The sequence below is a fragment of the Cupriavidus necator genome (assembly GCF_016127575.1).
Classification (GTDB): domain Bacteria; phylum Pseudomonadota; class Gammaproteobacteria; order Burkholderiales; family Burkholderiaceae; genus Cupriavidus; species Cupriavidus necator_D.
In genome coordinates this window covers 1,520,365-1,539,240 of the sequence record NZ_CP066018.1, presented here as the reverse complement: position 1 = coordinate 1,539,240, position 18,876 = coordinate 1,520,365, and the positions used below count along the sequence as shown (strand labels likewise).

At 67.5% G+C, this 18,876-nt stretch carries 13 protein-coding genes; 5 read left to right on the top strand and 8 right to left on the bottom strand.

Features of this window, described 5'->3' with window-relative positions; translation table 11 throughout:
• Positions 1-11: 11 nt before the first annotated feature.
• Positions 12-755: a TetR family transcriptional regulator gene (locus I6H87_RS07150; protein ID WP_010811354.1), complete on the bottom strand. Its 744-nt coding sequence runs from the start codon at positions 753-755 to the stop codon at positions 12-14.
• Positions 756-1,372: 617 nt separating this feature from the next.
• Here I6H87_RS07150 and I6H87_RS07145 point away from each other — a divergent pair.
• From I6H87_RS07145 to I6H87_RS07135, 3 genes are all read left to right on the top strand, one after another.
• Positions 1,373-2,623 (top strand): efflux RND transporter periplasmic adaptor subunit, encoded by a 1,251-nt coding sequence (locus I6H87_RS07145; protein ID WP_011616281.1) that lies wholly within the window; start codon positions 1,373-1,375, stop codon positions 2,621-2,623.
• A gap of 63 nt (positions 2,624-2,686) precedes the next feature.
• The gene (locus I6H87_RS07140) at positions 2,687-5,839 is read left to right on the top strand and encodes an efflux RND transporter permease subunit (RefSeq protein WP_011616282.1); all 3,153 of its coding nucleotides are present in this window, start codon (positions 2,687-2,689) and stop codon (positions 5,837-5,839) included.
• 2 nt (positions 5,840-5,841) lie between these two features.
• Positions 5,842-7,329 carry an efflux transporter outer membrane subunit gene (locus I6H87_RS07135; protein ID WP_010811357.1) on the top strand — a complete coding sequence of 496 codons (1,488 nt, stop codon included), beginning with the start codon at positions 5,842-5,844 and terminating at the stop codon, positions 7,327-7,329.
• Between the two features lie 68 nt (positions 7,330-7,397).
• On the opposite strand, the gene I6H87_RS07130 is transcribed toward I6H87_RS07135, so the two are convergent.
• The 7 genes from I6H87_RS07130 to I6H87_RS07100 all read right to left on the bottom strand — a co-directional run bounded on the left by I6H87_RS07130 (position 7,398) and on the right by I6H87_RS07100 (position 15,801).
• Positions 7,398-8,237, bottom strand: a complete 840-nt coding sequence (locus I6H87_RS07130) for an OmpW/AlkL family protein (protein WP_010811358.1) — start codon at positions 8,235-8,237, stop codon at positions 7,398-7,400.
• Positions 8,238-8,323: 86 nt separating this feature from the next.
• Positions 8,324-9,604, bottom strand: coding sequence for a DUF2957 domain-containing protein (locus I6H87_RS07125; protein ID WP_011616283.1), 1,281 nt, complete (start codon positions 9,602-9,604; stop codon positions 8,324-8,326).
• Positions 9,605-9,641: 37 nt separating this feature from the next.
• Positions 9,642-10,994 (bottom strand): DUF2957 domain-containing protein, encoded by a 1,353-nt coding sequence (locus I6H87_RS07120; RefSeq protein WP_011616284.1) that lies wholly within the window; start codon positions 10,992-10,994, stop codon positions 9,642-9,644.
• Positions 10,995-11,245: 251 nt separating this feature from the next.
• Positions 11,246-12,142 carry a DUF1571 domain-containing protein gene (locus tag I6H87_RS07115; RefSeq protein ID WP_011616285.1) on the bottom strand — a complete coding sequence of 299 codons (897 nt, stop codon included), beginning with the start codon at positions 12,140-12,142 and terminating at the stop codon, positions 11,246-11,248.
• A 206-nt stretch (positions 12,143-12,348) separates the two neighbouring features.
• Positions 12,349-13,323 carry a TetR/AcrR family transcriptional regulator gene (locus I6H87_RS07110; RefSeq protein WP_011616286.1) on the bottom strand — a complete coding sequence of 325 codons (975 nt, stop codon included), beginning with the start codon at positions 13,321-13,323 and terminating at the stop codon, positions 12,349-12,351.
• 268 nt (positions 13,324-13,591) lie between these two features.
• Complete coding sequence (locus I6H87_RS07105) at positions 13,592-15,187, bottom strand: GMC family oxidoreductase (RefSeq protein ID WP_011616287.1); 1,596 nt, start codon at positions 15,185-15,187, stop codon at positions 13,592-13,594.
• An 8-nt stretch (positions 15,188-15,195) separates the two neighbouring features.
• Positions 15,196-15,801: a hypothetical protein gene (locus I6H87_RS07100; RefSeq protein WP_011616288.1), complete on the bottom strand. Its 606-nt coding sequence runs from the start codon at positions 15,799-15,801 to the stop codon at positions 15,196-15,198.
• Positions 15,802-15,916: 115 nt separating this feature from the next.
• Here I6H87_RS07100 and I6H87_RS07095 point away from each other — a divergent pair, with 115 nt between their 5' ends.
• Together I6H87_RS07095 and I6H87_RS07090 are read left to right on the top strand one after the other, a co-directional pair.
• Positions 15,917-16,990, top strand: a complete 1,074-nt coding sequence (locus I6H87_RS07095; protein ID WP_011616289.1) for an AraC family transcriptional regulator — start codon at positions 15,917-15,919, stop codon at positions 16,988-16,990.
• A 256-nt stretch (positions 16,991-17,246) separates the two neighbouring features.
• Complete coding sequence (locus I6H87_RS07090) at positions 17,247-18,821, top strand: flavin-containing monooxygenase (RefSeq protein ID WP_011616290.1); 1,575 nt, start codon at positions 17,247-17,249, stop codon at positions 18,819-18,821.
• Positions 18,822-18,876 lie beyond the last annotated feature (55 nt).

The following is an 18,876-nucleotide window of genomic DNA, read 5'->3' as shown; positions in this document are numbered from 1 at the left end:
AAGCGCGCCGCTCAGGGGACCAGGTCGCCGGTATCGAGCCCGCCCGGCTGGGCGTTCGGGCAGGCCTGCTGGCACAGCGTGGACAGTTCCCGGTCCAGCGCCGCCATCGGGCGCGGCACGTAGCCGTGGCGCAGCGCCGGCGAGAACTTCAGGGTATCGATGAAGGCGTCGGACATGCGCTCGGCGTTGGCGTCGAGGTCGAAGTCCTGGGGCGAGAACAGCCAGTGCGCCAGCACCCCGCCGATGGCGGCATGGAAGGCATTGACGGCCAGGTCCAGGTCCAGGTCGGCGGGCAGCTGGCCGCGCTCCAGGGCCAGGCGCAGGTGCTCGCGCATCTTGACCAGGCCTTCCTGGTGCGACTGGCGCTGGCGCTCGAAGATGGCGCCGTTGTCCTGCACCATCTCGCACTTGTGGAAGATGATCTCGAACACCCGGCGCCAGCGCGGGTTGACCACGGTCTGGCGCATCACATAGGCGCAGATGTCGCGGATGCCGCCCAGCGGGTCTTCCTGGCGCGCGAGCCGCTCGGGGTCGCACAGCGCTTCCACGGGCAGGTTGACGCGGTCGCACATGGCGGCGAACACATCGCTCTTGTTCTTGAAGTGCCAGTAGATCGCGCCGCGCGTGACACCCGCCGCCTCGGCGATGTCCGCCAGCGACGGGCGTGCCACGCCGCGGGCGTGGAACACGGCTTCGGCCGCGTCGAGAATCCGGTGGCGCGTTTCAAGCGCCTCTTCCTTGGTACGTCTGACCATTTTTGTCTCTGGTGCCGGCGGCATGACGCAATGGATCCGTCATGGCCAGCCTTGTTGGTTCTCCCTGGGTGCGGCCCCGCTGTGGCAGCCGCACGGCCGGCGCACGCGCCGGCGGGTCGTTGTCGTCACATGCCAATGTGCTTGCAGCCTGCGAGCCGATACGACGGCGCGCATCCTAACCCGAGCCGGCGATTTGCGCCGTGATTCCGAACGGGTGGGGAGCAATTTGGACCGGCCGGTTGGGTTTGACCGGGGGCGGGATCCGTATTGCCGCGGCCCTGCGGCGCAGGTTGTGCGCCGAAAGTCCCTTCTGCAACATCAACTTAACATACATGCTTGAATGTATATATAATACGCGCTTGTCCGGCATTCGGCCAGCCGCCTTCTGTGACATACCCAGCACAGTTGGCAATCCCTGCCGCAGGCCAGCCGGTCATGAATCCAGTCGTTACATAAAAGCCGCCGTTCGTCGCATTTGACACTGCGACGCCGCGATTTGTGGCTAGCATCACGCTTTTGTCCGCCGCAAACCGTGCGGCGGGCTGTGTCGTATCCGTTTGTCGGATGACAGGTCGGGACGATGCGGCAGATCTCAAATTGCCATCATGGGGTTATCGATGAGGAAGTCCCAACGTATCCGTTGCGTTGCTGCCTATGCACTAGCGGCACTGTCTGCCGTGGCGCTTGTTGCCTGCGGCGACAAGAAGGCCGAAGGCGGCGCCCCGCCGCCGCCGGAAGTGGGTGTGGTGACCGTGACGCCGTCGCCGGTCGCCGTCGTCAATGAACTGCCGGGCCGCCTGGAAGGCATACGCACGGCCGAAGTGCGTGCTCGCGTCGAAGGCATCGTGCTGTCGCGCAACTACACCGAAGGCGGCGAAGTGAAGGCCGGCCAGGTGATGTTCCGCATCGACCCGGCACCCTACCAGGCCACGCTGGCTTCGGCCCAGGCCGCGCTGCAGCGCGCCGAGGCCAACGCCGTGTCGGCGCGCCTGAAGGCCGATCGCTACAAGCCCCTGGTGGCCGTCAACGCGGTCAGCAAGCAGGAGTACGACGACGCCGTGGCCTCCGCCGGCCAGGCCAACGCCGACGTGGCCTCGGCCAAGGCGGCGGTGCGCACCGCCCAGATCAACCTGGGCTACACCACCGTGACCGCGCCGATCAGCGGCCGCGCCGGCCGTGCGCTGGTGACCGAGGGCGCGCTGGTGGGCAAGGGCGAGGCGACCAAGCTGGCGCTGGTGGAGCAGGTCGACCCGATGTGGGTCACCTTCACCCAGCCGGCTTCGGAAGTCACGCGCCTGCGCCGCGCCATCGAGTCCGGCGTGGTCAAGGGCGTCAACGGCGGCGCCAACGTGCGCCTGTTCGTGGAAGACGGCCGCGAGTACGAGCACACCGGCAAGCTGCTGTTCTCGGACATGACGGTCGACCCGACCACCGGCGCGATCACGCTGCGCGCGCAGTTCCCGAACCCGAAGCGCGAGCTGCTCTCGGGCACCTTCGTGCGCGTGAAGATCGAGCAGGGCGTGGACGAGAACGCACTGACCGTGCCGCAGCGGGCGCTGATCCGCGGCGCGCAGGGTGCCAGCGTGATGGTGGTGGGCACGGACGGCAATGTCGCGGCGGTGCCGGTCAAGGCGCCGCAGGCCATTGGCGACCGCTGGGTCGTGACCGAAGGCCTGAAGGGCGGCGAGAAGGTGATCGTCGAAGGCCTGCAGAAGGTCAAGGTCGGTGCGCCGGCCAGGGCGGTACCGTTCAAGCCGGCCGGGGCCTCGGCACCGGCCGCGGCGACGGCCTCCGCCCCGGCGGCGCCGGCCTCGGCCCCCAAGGCCGAGGGCCCGCAGCAAGCCAAGTCTGACGCCAAGCAAGGCTGAACCCTGCCGTACCACCAATACGGCAAATACGGCTAGACCGCTAGACCAAGAGGGAGCCAGTTTATGGCCAAGTTTTTTATCGACCGGCCGGTGTTCGCGTGGGTGCTCGCGCTGATCATCGTGCTGGGCGGCATATTGTCGATCCTGCAGTTGCCGATCGCGCAATATCCGAACATCGCCCCGCCGACGATCTCGGTCACCGCCACCTACCCGGGTGCGTCGGCCAAGACGCTGGAGGATTCCGTCACCTCGGTGATCGAGCAGGAGCTCAACGGCGCCCCTAACCTGCTCTACTACAACTCCACCAGCGAGTCGTCCGGCCTGGCGAGCATCACCATCGCCTTCGCGCCGGGTTCGAACGTCGACCTGAACTCGGTCGAAGTGCAGAACCGCCTCAAGCGCGTGGAAGCGCGCCTGCCGGCTGAAGTGCGCCAGCAGGGCGTGCGCGTGGACAAGGCCGGGAACAACTACATGATGTTCCTGACCGTGTCGTCCAAGTCCGGCACGGCCGACGCGATCCAGCTCGGCAACTATGTCTCGGCGCAGGTGATCGACTCGATCCGCCGGGTGCCGGGCGTGGGCCAGGCCGACCTGTTCGGCACCGAGTACGCCATGCGGATCTGGCTGGACCCGGCCAAGCTGACCGGCTACAACCTGACCCCGACCGACGTCACCGCCGCGGTGGGCGAGCAGAACATCCAGGTCGCCGTGGGCGAGCTGGGCGGCACGCCCTCGCCCAAGGGCACCGAGCTCAACGCCACCGTCACCACCGAAAGCCGCCTGACCACGCCTGAGCAGTTCGGCAACATCCTGCTGCGCACCAACCCGGACGGGTCTTCGGTGCGCATCAAGGACGTGGGCCGGGTGGAGCTGGGCGGTGCCGACTACTCGACGCTGGCCCGCACCAACGGCAAGCCGTCGGCGGCCATCGCCATCAAGCTGGCCCCGACCGGCAACGCGCTGGCCACGGCCACCGCGGTGCGCGCCAAGATGGAAGAGCTGTCCAAGAACTTCCCGGCGGACTACCAGTACTCGGTGCCTTACGACACCTCGGCCTTCGTCAAGATCTCGATCGAGGAAGTGATCAAGACCCTGCTCGAAGCCGTGGTGCTGGTGTTCCTGGTGATGTACCTGTTCCTGCAGAACTTCCGCGCCACGCTGATCCCGACGCTGGTGGTGCCGATCGCGCTGCTGGGCACCTTCGGCGCGCTGCTGGCGTTCGGCTTCTCGATCAACGTGCTGACCATGTTCGGCATGGTGCTGGCCATCGGTATCCTGGTGGACGATGCCATCGTGGTGGTCGAGAACGTCGAGCGGATTATGAGCGAGGAAGGACTCTCGCCACGTGAGGCCACGCGCAAGGCCATGGGCCAGATCACCGGCGCGATCGTCGGCATCACGCTGGTGCTGACCGCGGTGTTCATCCCGATGGCATTCTTCTCGGGCTCGGTGGGCAACATCTACCGCCAGTTCTCGCTGTCGCTGATCTCGTCGATGGCATTCTCGGCGCTGCTGGCGCTGACGCTGACCCCGGCACTGTGCGCGACGCTGCTCAAGCCCGTGGAAGCCGGCCATCACCATGAGAAGACGGGCTTCTTCGGCTGGTTCAACCGCACCTTCGCGCGTTCGGCCACCAGCTACCAGGGCGTGGTCGCGCGCATCCTCAAGCGCTCCGGCCGCTACCTGATCATCTACGCGGTCATCATCGTCGGCGTGGTGGTGCTGTTCAAGCGCCTGCCGTCGTCGTTCCTGCCCGATGAGGACCAGGGCTACATGATCACCGTGGTGCAGCTGCCCAATGGCGCCACCCAGGACCGTACCATCGGCGTGCTCAAGCAGATCGAGGACTACTACCTGCAGAAGGAAAGCAAGGTGGTTGACCAGATGATCACGGTGGCGGGCTTCTCCTTCTTCGGCCGCGGCCAGAACGGCGGTATCGCGTTCGTGCGCCTGAAGGACTGGAAGGAGCGCACCGGCGACGGCGAGACCGCGCAGGCCCTGGTCGGCCGTGCCTTCGGCGCGCTCTCGTTCATCAAGGACGCGATCATCTTCCCGCTCAACCCGCCGGCGATTTCCGAGCTGGGCAACTCCTCGGGCTTTGACTTCCGCCTGCAGGACCGCACCGGCCAGGGTCACGCCAAGCTGATGGAAGCGCGCAACATGATGCTCGGTATGGCCGCGCAGAGCCCGGTGCTGATGGGCGTACGCCCGGAAGGCCAGGAAGATGCGCCGCAGCTGCAGATCGACATCGACCGCGAGAAGGCCAAGGCGCTCGGCGTCACGGTGGCGAGCATCAACTCGACGCTGTCGATTGCGTTCGGCTCCAACTACGTCAACGACTTCATCTATGAAGGCCGGGTGCGCAAGGTGATCGTGCAGGCAGAAGGCTCAGACCGCCGCCTGCCGGACGACCTGACCAAGCTGCGCGTGCGCAACAACAACGGCGACATGGTGGCGTTTGCCGCGTTCGCGACCTCCAAGTGGGTAATGGGCTCGCCGCGCCTGGAGCGCTACAACGGCATGCCGGCGGTGAAGCTGGCGGGCCAGGCCGCGCCGGGCCGCAGTACCGGTGAAGCCATGCGCGTGATGGAAGAGAACTTCGCCAAGCTGCCGCCGGGCTTCGGCTTCGAGTGGTCCGGCCAGTCTTATGAAGAACGCCTGGCCGGCTCGCAGGAACCGATCCTGTACACGCTGTCGCTGATCATCGTGTTCCTGTGCCTGGCCGCGCTGTATGAAAGCTGGTCGATCCCGTTCTCGGTGCTGCTGGTGGTGCCGCTGGGCGTGCTCGGCGCGCTGCTCGGCGTGACGCTGCGCGGCATGCCCAACGACGTGTACTTCAAGGTGGGCCTGATCGCCACGATCGGCTTGTCGGCGAAGAACGCCATCCTGATCGTGGAATTCGCCAAGGACCTGCAGGCGCAGGGCAAGGGCCTGATCGAAGCCACGCTGGAAGCGGTGCACCTGCGTTTCCGCCCGATCCTGATGACGTCGATGGCGTTCATCCTGGGCGTGCTGCCGCTGGCGATCGCCACCGGTGCGGGTTCGGCCAGCCAGCGCGCCATCGGTACCGGCGTGATTGGCGGGATGATCACCGCCACGGTGCTGGCGATCTTCCTGGTGCCGGTCTTCTTCGTGGTGGTGCGCAAGCGCTTCAAGGGCAGCAAACGCCAGCGCATGCTGGACCAGAAGTGGCACGAGCCGAAAGAGGAAATCTGAACATGACCAAGACTCTGACCACACTGCTGCTGGTGGCCGGCGTTCTGACGGGGTGCACGCTCGCGCCCCACTATGACCGCCCTGCCCCGCCGGTGGCAGACAGCTTCCCGGTGGCGCCCGAGGGCTACGCCACCGCCGAGGCGAAGAGCGGCGAGACCCGCCGCGCTGTCGACATCGGCTGGCGCGAGTTCTTCCGCGACCCGCGCCTGCAGTCGCTGATCGCGACCTCGCTGGACAACAACCGCGACCTGCGCACCGCCGCGCTGCGCATCGAAGAAGCGCGCGCGCTGTACCAGGTGCAGCGCGCCGACCTGCTGCCCACGGTGAACGCGAACGCTGCTTACACCCGTGCCAGCACCAACGCCGCCGGGACCTCGACCGTGCTCGGCCAGCCCGGGGTGACGCAGGTCTACCAGGCCAACCTGGGCATCTCGTCCTACGAGCTCGACTTCTTCGGCCGCGTGCGCAGCCTGTCGAACGCGGCGCTGGCGCAGTACTTCTCCACCGAAGAGGCGCATCGTTCGGCGTATATCTCGCTGGTGTCGGAAGTGGCCAAGGCCTATCTGTCCGAGCGTTCCTTCGCCGAGCAGTACGAAATTGCGCGGGACACGCTCAAGGCGCGCGAGAGCACCTATGGGCTCGCCAAGCAGCGCTTCGACGTCGGCGCCACATCCGCGCTGGACCTGCGCGACAACGAGTCGCTGGTGGCCCAGGCGCGTGTCGCCGCCGCGCAGCTAGCACGCCAGCGCGCGCAGGCGCAGAACGCGCTTGAAGTGCTGGTGGGCAAGCCCATCGGCAGCATCGGGAACCTGCCTGAGCCGATGCGGCTGTCGGACGAACGCATCATCAGCGATATCCCCGCGGGCTTGCCGTCGGACCTGCTGGAGCAACGCCCGGACATCCGCCAGGCCGAACAGCAGTTGCTGTCGGCCAACGCGAATATCGGCGCGGCACGCGCGGCGTTCTTCCCGCGCATCACGCTGACCACCAGCGTTGGCACCATCAGCCCGACGTTCTCGAACCTGTTCGATGCCGGCACCAAGGCGTGGTCGTTCGCGCCGCAACTGACGCTGCCGATCTTCGACTATGGCCGCAACAAGTCCAACCTGGACCTGGCCAACGTGCGCAAGAACATCCAGATCGCCAACTACGAGAAGACCATCCAGACGGCCTTCGCGGAAGTGGCGGATGCGCTGGTAGCACGCGGCACGCTGGAAGACCAGGTCTCCGGCCAGGAAGAGGTGCGCAACGCCGAAGCCGCGCGCTACGAGCTGGCGCGCCTGCGGTTCCGCAGCGGCGTGGCCAGCTACCTGGACGAACTCGATGCGCAGCGCCAGCTGTTCACCGCCGAGCAGGCGCTGATCCAGGCGCGGCAGCTGCGGCTGAACAACGCGATCGACCTGTACCGGTCGCTGGGCGGTGGCTTGCAGGAGAACAGTCCGGTGGCGCAGCAGGCGACGCCTGCGCAACCGGGGACGGTGACGCAGTAAAGGTTGCCGCTTGCCGTTGCAGCAATAAAAAACGACGCGCTCAGGCGCGTCGTTTTTTTCTTTCAGCGTCAGAACTTGTACGAAGCCGCCAGGAAGAACACCAGCGGATTCGGCTCCAGCTTGGTCTTCGAGGTCGACAGCACGGTCCCGTCGGCCGCCTTGATCGTCATCGTCGACGTCGTCTTCAGCGGGATATAAGTCACCGCCGCCGTCAGCCCCCAATGCTCGTCGAAGTTGTAGGTGCCGCCGATATTGAACACGGGCGCCCATGACGACGACGCATCCGCACTCACCGAAGTCGGACCTGGGATGCCCGCCCCCGCCGCCAGGATCGCGCCGAGGTTGTTGTTGACCGAGCTCGCAAACGCCGGATTGACCTCGATGTTGGTAAAAAAGTTGTACGACACCCCCAACCCCAGGAACGGGCGGAAGCGCGTGCCCGGATCCAGGAAGTGGTACTGCACCATCGCCGCCGGGCTCCACTGGCGTGCCTTGGTGACGATGGGGTTCAGCGACGGATCGCCCAGGCTCTGGCGCCCGAGCGCTCCGGCCGGGCCGGGCGGGATCAGTTCGCCGTGGCCGTAGAGCTTGAACTCCGGCGGGATGCCGCCCACCGCGGTGATCGCGATATGGTCGGAGACGAAGTGGCTGAAGGTCAGCCCCAGCGTATTGGCGTTGGATGACGAGATGCTGCTGCCCGGTGCGGTGAAGCTGGACGGCAGCCCGAGCGGGTAGTTGATCGGCACGTCGAGCAAGGTGGTAGTCAGCGGAGCGCTCTGGCCGTGGGTCTGGATATGGAACCAGCCCGCGGATACCACGTTGTCGCCCTTCTTCTGGGCGTGGGCAGGCAGGGCGAAGCTGGCCAGCGCGGCCAGCATCAGTGTGAGCGTGAGGCGTATGGTTTTCATCTTGTGTCCCCGGCAGTGGATGTCTCTGTATGGTCGGATCGTGGCGCAGTGGCCCGGGCTGCAATGGCCCGGGCCTGGCAGCGTGCTTACTGCACGAATGCGCCGACGGTGAAGTACGGGCCGCTGTCGCGCTGTTCCAGGAAGCCGAACACGCCGCCGGTGAACATCAGCTTGCCGGTCGGCGCCGAGCCTGCAGGCGCATCGCGCCGCGACGTGCGGACCACGCCCGGCACCTGCTGCGAGAAATCCAGCCGGTACGGGATGGCGAGCGAGGCATCATGCGGCCGGAACGGATCCATCATGGTGGCCGCGGCGCCGACCAGTGCCGTCACGCGGTAGTTGAAGTTGCTGTCCACGCCGACGTATTCGCCGTTGACCGTGCCTTCAGTAAGCGCTACCGCCGGCGCCATCATGCCGATGCCGATCTCGTCGTCGGCACCAAGCGGGCCGTTGGCGAGCGAGTCATTGGCATAGCCCACGCGGATCATGACCGGCACCAGCTGGCCGCGCAGCTTGCCCACGATCAGGTAGGCCTTGCCCAGCGTGCCGCCCAGCGTGGGCGGCTGGCTCTCGGCCTTGTAGTTGGTCGACAGCAGCGCGCCGCTCGCCTGCGGCACGAAGTTGTTGCCCTTGCGCTCGCACGTGTTGGTGGCGTTGTCGCAGACGGTGAAGGAACCATCGGCAGCCAGCGCCATGCGGTAGTCCTGCGCCACCAGCTGGAACTGCTTGGACGGCACCTCGTGGAAGCCCGTGCCGTTGTACTGGCCGGCAATCTTCGACAGGTCGGTCTCGGTCTGCGCGAAGCCGATGAACTGGAAATACGGGAAGGTGGTGTCCGGCACCGCGCCGGCGCCCAGCACGCCGTTGAACTGGATGCGCGCGCCCGGGATGGTGCCGCCCACCACGCCTTCGCCGACGAAGAGCTTGGCCGGACGGTTCGGATCGAGGCTGGCGCCGCTCAGCTCGAACGCGCACTGGTTGAGCTTCTCGGTCGGCAACCCCGTCTCCGCCTTCAGCGTGCCGCGCATCACGTTCTGCCCGTTGGTGGGATCGCTGCGCGTGGGCTGCACGGTGCCGGTCTGGCGCGGCACCGACGAGTCCACGAAGGTCACCTGCCAGGTCTTTTTGGTGGTGTCGATCTGCACCTTCACCAGCTCGCCGGAGCCGGTGCCGCCGGTAAAGGTGGTGGAGTAGTCGAGCGCTGCCGGGCACAGCCGCGTCTGCACCGCGGCCGGCGTGGACGGCGCGTCGTCGCCGCCGCCGCCACCGCAGGCGGCGAGCATGGCGGTGGCGGCCACGGCCAGCGCACGCGCCGGCACCGTGGATGGGCGCGAGGCCCGCGGCAGGATCAGTCGAAGGGGTTGCATGGCGTGGTCTCCTCGGTTTTGTGTGTTCTTGGTGGACTCAGGGTGCTGCCAGCACGCCGACGCGGAAGGTCGGGCTGGCGCTGCCGGTGCCGGACAGGTGGCTGAACACGCGCCCGCTGGCAATCAGCGCACCGGTGGTGCCGCTGTTGTCGGTGGTGGCGATCATTCCCGGCGCGTTCTGCGTGAAGTCGAGCTGGAAGGCACCGGTCTGGTTCATCGTCATCGGGTCCAGCAGCTCCACGCGCGTGCCCTTGACCAGCGAGGCGGTGTAGACAAAGTCGCTGCCCGAGCCGATATAGCCGCCGTCAAGCTGGCCGCTGGCCAGTGCCTTCGCCGGCGCCATCAGTGCCAGGCCCGATTCGTCGTCGACATTGACCGTCAGTGGCAGCAGCGAGATCTGCGCGTAGCCGGTGCGCACCAGCAGCGGCACCAGTGCGCCGTTGAGCTTGCCCACCACCATCAGCCCCTTGGCGCGGCTGGCGTTGTTGCTGGTGATGGCCGCACTCTGGAACGACGGGTAACGGCGGCTGCCATCGGCATTGCTGCTTTCGAAGGCGCCATCGGCGCTGCGCAGCTTCCAGCTGTTGCCGGTGCTGAGGCAGCTGCCGGCCGCGGCCGTGCAGCTGCCGTCGGCGTTCAGCGTCTCGGTGGTCTGCGCGGTCGCGGGCGTGAAGTGGCTCGACGAAGTCAGCGAGCCGCCGGACGGCACCTGGTGGTAGCCCAGCAGGTTGTAGCTGCCGGCCACCCTGGTGAAGTCGGTCTCGGTCTGTGCGAATGCCAGCACCGGGTAGAACGGGAACGTGGTGGCCGGGATCGCACCCAGCCCGAGCACGCCCGGATAGGAGATGGTGGCACCGGGGATGCCGCCGCCGGCAACGCCATTGCCCAGGAAGATCACCGGCGGCCTGGCGCTGTCGATATTGGCCTGCGAGGTGCCGTCGGATGCGGTGGCCGTCTGCAGCGCGACTGCGCAGCGGTTCTGCTCGGCGGTCGGCAGCGAGGTCAGGTTGGCGAAGGTGCCGGTGAAAGTCACGCCCGCGCGCGTCGGGCTGACGCTGCCGGGTTGCTTGGGCACCGGCGACTCGATGATCTCCAGCTGGTAGGTGCGGGCCGCGGTGTCGAAGCGCAGCTTCACCAGTTCGCCCGCGCCGGAGCCGCCGGTGAAGGTGGTGCTGTAGTCCAGTGCCGCCGGGCACAACGACCCCGGCGGGCCGCCGATGGTGACCGGCCCCTGCGCGGGGCACGTGCCCGTGTCAGCGCATTGCGGTGCCTGCGTGCCGGCGCGCGGCGCCTCTTCATCGCCGCCGCCGCCACCGCAGCCGGCCAGCGCCGCGGCAAGGCTCACCCCTGTCAAAACCAAAGTGCTGCGTCGAAGCATCGACATGGTCATTGCCTGTCTCCTGATTTTTTCTTGGCGACCCCTGGTTCTGGATCTGGTGTCCGGCTCTGCGGCCGGATCCCTCCCGGGTGCGGCGACTCTCGCCGCTCGCGTGTTTTTGCGTCAATAGAGCGGCCGTTCCAAACAGGCGCGCCTGGCGTGCATGCCGCACGTGGCGGTGGATTGCGGGTGTTGCACGGACTGCGCGGCAAAGCGGCGCAGCCACCGATTCAAACGCACGGTGCGCGCCGCTTTGCCGCATCTCAGAAGCGATAGTCAGGATTGGCCGGATCGAACGCCGAGGCCTCGAAGGTCTTGCGCACCAGCTTGTCGAACACGATCTTCTCGACCATGTTGCCGTCGGCATCCCAGGCGGTTTCCACGCGGATATACGGATGCTTCAGGTCCAGCATCAGCTGCACCTTCTTGGCGTAGTACTGCGGCGCGCCGGCCGGCAGGTCCCAGGTCAGCGCCACCATGCGCACGCCCTGCTCCTGCACGATCTCGGCCTTGCTGTACTTCTCGGACAGGCCGGCGGCACGCAGGGACCTGGCGTCGCGCTCCAGCATCGACAGCACGAACTGGAAGCCCAGGTCGCGCACGGTGTGGTTGGACTGCGAGCGCGCCAGCGTGCCGTCCAGCGCAATCCACATCGAGGTGAAGCCCAGCACGCCGCCCAGGTGGCCGTACATCTCGTCCTTGCGGCGGGTCTCGTCGTAGATGATTTCCTGTCCCGACTGCGCGCCGCCGGGCAGCCACTTGGCATAGAGCTGGCGCGGCTGGTGGCGGTAGCGGATCTGCATCCTGGCGGGCTGGTCCTGCCACTGGTTGTTGAGCCGTTCCTGGCGCGACATCCAGTACTCGTACTCGGGATAGCGGTTCATCTCGGCACGGGCCCATTTCAGCAGCGCGTCCGGCTGCAGCGCCTGGAACACGGCCAGCACCTGCTCATCGGACAGCCGCGCGAGTTCGCCGCTGGCGACCTGGCGCGAGAACAGTGCGGCTTGCTGTGCGGATGTCTGGCCGTCATAGCCCGTGCCCGCGGCGGCGGTGGTTGTGGCCGTCTGGGCCATGGCCACCGGGGGCATGGCCAGTGGCGCAGCCAGCAGTCCGATGACGGCACCGGCGACGGCGGCAAGGTAAAGCGGTTGGATCGACATGGCAGCTTCCTCCTCAAGATGTCCGCCAGGAGGCGGAGCGCGGGCAGCGCAGGGCGAACGGGGCCACCGCCGCGCCCTTGGAAAATCCGATAAGGCGCACGGGGTCCGCGGGGCCTGTGCGTGGCCTCGCTGGATGGATCGACGGTTCAGTTTTTGCGTGAGGGCGGTGGCGCCGGCCCGGCGGTAACCGGGTGCGGCGCGCGCCGCTATGTCCTGGTGCGCATTCGCATCCAGTCATCCAGCGGGTTGCTGGGGAAGCTCACGGTTTGCTCGCGCGCGCGGACCGGCATGCTGGTCACGGCTGAGCGTTTGGTGCCCTCATTGCGCACGGTGCGTGCGCTGATGCGGGCCTTGCCGAGGGCGGCGGCGGTCTGGCTGGCCGCATCGCCCATGGTTGCCGCCATCGCGGCGCAACTGGCACTCAGTTCATCGGCAGACCGCGCCGCGGCCAGCCTGCTGGCGCGCTCCCTGGCCTGCTGCTGCTCGCCAAGCTCGAACACCGACTGCAGGGCCGAGAAGTCGTCCGCACTGGGTTGCGCCACGTTCAGCACGGCTTCCACCATGGCGGTGAGCTGGGCCAGCACGTGCGCATCGCTCATCTGCCGGCCCTGCGTGAACGCGGGCAGCAGGTTGGTGAGCTCTTCGCCGGCCAGCACGCCGGCCAGCGCCTTGAGCGCAAACTGCAGGCGCCAGCCGAGCTCATGCCGCGGCAGCGCCGGAATGGCGCGCGAGAAGGCGTCGAAGAAGCGCCCGTACACCGGGGCGTAGTGCTCCAGCAGGTATTGCTGGATAAAGGGCGAGGTATCCGAATACACGCGCCCGAGCAGCCGCAGGAACGACGGCCCGCCCACCGACGGGTCGCGTGCCATTTGCAGCGCGGGCACGAACAGCGCACCCATCACGTGCTCGCAGCGGATGCTGTTGCCGGGCCAGCGCGCTTCGCACGCATCGAGCAGCGCCAGGCGCCGCGCGTTGAGCGGATCCAGCCGCCGGCTCAGCACGGCGTGCATCATGATATCTTTGCTGCGGAAGTGGTAGTTCACGGCGGCCAGGTTGACGATGGCGCGCGACGTGACCTGCCTGAGCGAGGTGGCTTCATAGCCGACCTCGGTAAACAACTTTTCCGTGGCGTCGAGAATCCGGGCCTTGGTGTCTCCTGCCGAGCTTTTGCCGGTCTTCATGGGGGCGTCTCTCTTCGTTGCTGCCTTAAACCCCTTAGCAATTTGCTACGCTGTTCCGCTCCCTGCTCTGACGGCATACGGATGCTTGAAACAGCTGTACGAAGCCTATCCACCGCTTCGAGCGTTTCACAAGACCTGAATTGGAGTGGGCATTCTAATTGCGCCACTGGTGTGGGGAATCGCACAACAATGTCGCCGGCAACCTGCATGAAGCAGGCATGCCGGATGCCTGCAATGCAGGACATTGCAGGCTTGCGCGGCCAATACCTCATGACGTGAGGCTCCGTGCCAGCGCGTGCGCATTCTGCGCCGTCAGCGCGAACACCGACAATTGGGGATTGGCCCCCACGCTGGTCGGGAACACCGAGCCGTCGAACACCGACAGGTTGGCCAGCTGGTGGTGGTTGCCATGGCTGTCCACCACGCCGCCGCGCGCATCGTCGCTCATGCCGCAGCCGCCCATCAGGTGCGCGGTGAACAGCGCGGTGCGGAAAGGCTTGAGCGGCAGTTGCGCGATGGCGTCGCGCGCCTCGGGCCAGCTGCGGTACTCGGCGGCGTCCAGGTGGGCGGGCCGCACGCGCTCCGCGCCGGCGGCAAACTGCGCCTGCGCCATGCTCAGCCACGCGCGCCGCACGCCGTCCCAGGCGTAGTCGCTCATCTCATAGTCCAGCAGCGGGCTGCCGTCGGGTGCCAGCCGCACGCGCCCGCCCGTGCTCTCTGGCACGAAGCCGTCGCGCAGCAATGCCAGCATGGCGTTGGTATGGGGCAGTTGCGCCATGTCGCGGCGCAGTGCCTCGCCCACGCCGTTGACCACGCCCGCGCTGATGCCGGGGAACAGCGGCGGCACCTCCAGCTTGTAGCCCATCGGCCCGGTCGCACCGTCCTTCCACTGGAAGTGGTCGGAAGCGATCGACTGCGGTGCGCCATAATAAGGATCAATGCGCTCCGGCATTTTTGCGATGCTGATATTCACCGGATGGATAAACGTGCGTAGTCCCAGCCGCTCATGCGGGTCCGGCACGCGCGAGCGCAGCAGCAGCGCCGGCGTGTTGATGGCGCCGCCGGCGGCGATGAAGTGCCTGGCCCGCACGATCACGCCGACGCCGGTGGGCGTGTAGCCATCGGCGCCCAGCGCCTCGCCGGTGACCGACTGCACGCGCTTGCCGTCATGGTCCAGCGTGCGCACACGCACGCGGTGCACCAGCGTCGCACCGCTGGCCAGTGCCGCGGGGATGGTCGATACCAGCATCGACTGCTTGGCATTGACCGGGCAGCCCAGCCCGCAATAGCCGGAGTTCCAGCAGCCCTTCACATTGCGCGGGATCACGTGCCATTCCCAGCCCAGCGTCTCGCAGCCGCGCTTGAGCACGTCGTTGTTGGGATTGGGCGCCATCGCCCATGGCGCGATGCCCAGGCGCTCTTCCACTTTCCTGAACCACGGCGCCATGTCGGCCTCGCTGTGGCCGGTGACGGCGTGATGCGTGGCCCAGTGCGCCAGCGTCTGCGGCGGCGTGCGGAAGCTCGACGACCAGTTGACCGTGGTGCTGCCGCCGACGGAGCGGCCCTGCAGGATGGCGATGGCGCCGTCGGCCGTGGTGCGGGCCGCGGCCTCCTGGTACAGCTCGCGATAGGCGCGGTTCTCGTCCATGTCGCGGAAGCTGTCCGAGGTGCGCAGCGCTCCCTCTTCCAGCAGCACCACGCGCAGGCCCGCGCGGCTGAGCGCCTCGGCGCTGATGCCGCCGCCCGCGCCGCTGCCGACGATGACGACGTCGGCATCGAGCGTGCGCGTGGTGGTGAAGGTGGCAGCGTCCAGTACCTTCCAGCCGGCGGCGATGCCGGCGTCGTAGAGATTGTCGATGGCCATGTCGGGGATCAGGCGTGCAGCGCCTTGTAGACGGCCGCGTTCGGGCCGGGATAGCCGCTGCCCGCCCATGCGGCCGGCAACACGTAGTAGCTCACGCTGATGAGCTTGACCAGCACCACCGCGCCGGCATTGAGCGTGGCCAGGCGGCTGGCGCGCCAGCGCGCCAGGAAGGCCTGCACCTGCGTGGGCGTGGCCGCGCTCCAGTCCTGGCGGATGCCGGTCAGCGCCCAGCGCAGCGGCATGCTGGCAAGCAGTCCGAACAGCTTGCGCAGCTCGGCTTGCGCGCCCGCGCCCATCGCGGCGCAGGTCGCGTCGATATTGCGCAGCGCGTCCTGCTCCAGGGCCGCGCGCCGCGGCGGCGGCGCTTCGGCCAGCTCGGTGACGATGGCCGGCAGCAGCGCGCGCAACATCGCCACGTCTTCCGGTCGCAGCCAGGTCATGCCGGCCTGCGGCGCGGGATGGGCCGATGAGCAGCCGGCCAGCGACGGCACCAGCGCGGTACAGGCCAGCGCGGCCGAGAAGCCGAGGCCGACTTTCAGGAAGCCGCGCCGCGTCAGCGCGTGCAGCGCCTCGGCATCGGCATCCGCACGGCGGTGTGGATGATTGGGGGCCATGTTGTCTCCTTGCGTCGGTCTCTTGTATTCAGGCGGGGGCAGGCCCGCATTGACGCTACCCGGAGTATGGATAAAGATCGGTGCCCGGTCTTGATCCCGCACGACAGGTGAATTGATGCCACGCGCCAACCAGCCCGACGGCGGTGCCAGTGGTACGCAAGCGGGCACCGCATTGGGCACCGTCTCGCTCGCCTACCTCCGCGCCGTGCTCGACCACGGCGCGCGCCAGGGCATTGCCCCGGCCGAACAGCTGCGCGCCGTCGGCGTGCCGCCCGAGCTGCTGCATGCCACCGGTGCGCAGACCGCCACGCGCATTCCCGGTGCCGCCTACCTGGCCCTGCTCGACTGGCTGGAGCAGGTCACCGGCGATCCCGATGTCGGCCTGCGCGCCGGCGCCGCCTTCGCGCCGCGCCACTATGCCGAGATGGGCTACGTGGTGCTGACCACGCCCACCGTGCGCGACGCCATCCTGCAAGGCATCCGCTATGAGGTGCTGGCCAACGATATCGGCGGCACCCGCCTGATCGAAACGCCGCATGCCGCCTGCATGACCTGGGAAGCCCGGCATGGCCCGCTGTCGCGCCATGCGCATGAGCTGCACATGGCAACCTGGGTGGTGTTCGCGCGCTGGCTGATCGGTGAGCAGCACGTGGCCACCCAGGTGGAATTCCCGCATCCCGCGCCCGCTGATACCCGCCTGCATGCCGAGGTGTTCGGCTGCCCCGTGGTCTTCAACGCCGCGCGCCATGCCATGCATATCGAACGGGCCTTGCTGGACCTGCCGTCGCTGCAGGCCGACGCGGGCATGCAGGCGCAGATGACGCGCATCGCCGATACCCAGCTGCAGCAGATCGCGCCGGCCGGGGCCGACGCCTTGGCGCAGGCGCGTGCCTATATCAGCGGGCGGCTGCCGCAGGGCGAACTGCCGATTGCCGACGTGGCCGCGCACCTGAGCCTGCCCGTGCGCACCCTGCAGCGGCGGCTGCAGGCGCAGGGCATCAGTTATTCACAGCTTGTGGATAACGTGCGGCGCGCGCTGGCGGAGCAGTATCTTGCCGATCCCGGCATCAGCCTGGCGCAGTGCGCGATGCGGCTCGGCTATTCCGAGCAGAGTGCCTTCACCCACGCCTTCAAGCGCTGGACCGGTGAAACGCCGCACGGCTGGCGCCGCAAGGGCCAGGCCGCCTAGCGCCTGAATGTTGCGGCCACGCCTTCGTGATCTGCGAAGCCTGAAAAAAATCTCCCGGTTTCAAACGCACGACCGAATCCCATGGCGCAAGCGCCTGCGGGGTGGCATCGCCTTGTTTTATGTGCGCGAAACGCCGCTGGAAATCCCCAAAAATTAGAACCATCCTTCAACTCACGGCATTGACCACCTGCCCTGCGCTTCCTACGATGACATCCATCAATGTCACAATAAACACTGTGAACGGTGAGGAGCGCCCATGAATGCACCCGCGGAGCTGCCGCAGCAGGCATCCCCTGCCCTTGAGCACACAGACATTGCCATCATCGGCAGTGGCTTTGCCGGCCTCGGCATGGCGATACGGCTGCGCGAACGCGGCGAGCGCAACTTCCTGATCTTCGAGAAAGCCGGCTCCGTCGGCGGCACCTGGCGCGACAACCACTACCCGGGCTGCGCCTGCGATGTGCAGTCGCACCTGTATTCCTTTTCATTCGCGCCGAACCCCGACTGGTCGCGCATGTTCTCGACCCAGCCGGAGATCCGCGCCTACCTGGAAGGCTGCACCGACCGCTTCGGCCTGCGCCCGCACCTGCGGCTGCACCATGAACTACGCCACGCCGCCTGGGACGAGGCCGCGCAGGTGTGGCGCCTGGAGATGGCAGACGGCAAGGTGGTGCGCGCGCGCGTGCTGGTCTCCGGCATGGGCGGGCTGAGCCGGCCTTCCTACCCCAATATCCCGGGGCTGGACTCGTTCGAGGGTGAGTGCTTCCACTCGCAGCACTGGAACCACGCCTATGCGCTCGCTGGCAAGCGCGTGGCGGTGATCGGCACCGGCGCCAGCGCGATCCAGTTCGTGCCGCAGATCGCGCCCCAGGTGGCGCAGCTGGACCTGTACCAGCGCACCCCGCCGTGGATCATGCCCAAGCCGGACCGCGAGGTCAGCGCGACCGAGCGCTGGCTGTTCCGCCGCCTGCCGTTCACGCAGACGCTGGTGCGCACCGGCATCTACTGGATGCTGGAATCGCGCGTGCTGGGCTTCGTGCTGCATCCGAAGATCATGAAGGTGGTGGAGCGCGTCGCACGCCGCCATCTGGCCAGGCAGGTGCGCGACCCCGCCTTGCGCGCAACGCTGACGCCGGACTACACCATCGGCTGCAAGCGCGTGCTGATCTCCAACGACTACTACCCGGCGCTGACACGCGACAACGTGGACGTGGTCACCACCGGCATCGCCCGCGTTGAGCGCGACGCGGTCGTGCTGCGCGACGGCACGCGCCGGCCCGCCGACTGCATCATCCTGGGTACCGGCTTCCATGCCACCGACCCGCTGCCGCGCGGCGTGATCTCCGGCCTTGACGGCGTGGACCTGGTCGATGCCTGGCGCGACGGCGCGCAGGCCTACCTGGGCACCACCGTGGCGGGCTTCCCCAACCTGTTCTTCGTGGTCGGCCCCAATACCGGCCTGGGCCACAGCTCGATGGTGTTCATGATCGAGTCGCAGGTGGCCTACATCGCGGACGCCCTGCAGCAGATGCGCCGCGAAGGCGTGCAGGCGGTGGACGTGCGCGAGCCGGTGCAGCGCCGCTTCAACGAACGGCTGCAGGCGCGGCTGGGCCATGCGATCTGGTCCGCCGGCGGCTGCGCCAGCTGGTACATCGACCCGCGCAGCGGCCGCAACACCACGCTGTGGCCGGGCTTCACCTGGCAGTTCCGCCGCGCCACGGCCAGCTTCCGCATGACCGACTACGACCTGTACCCGGTGCGGCGCGCATTGCCGGACGAGACCGCAATGCAGCCCGGGCCGGCCGATATCGCCACGGTCGCCGGTGCCTGACGCACACGCATTCCCCCTGGTTCACACCCAAAAGAACGACATCACCGGAAGGAGA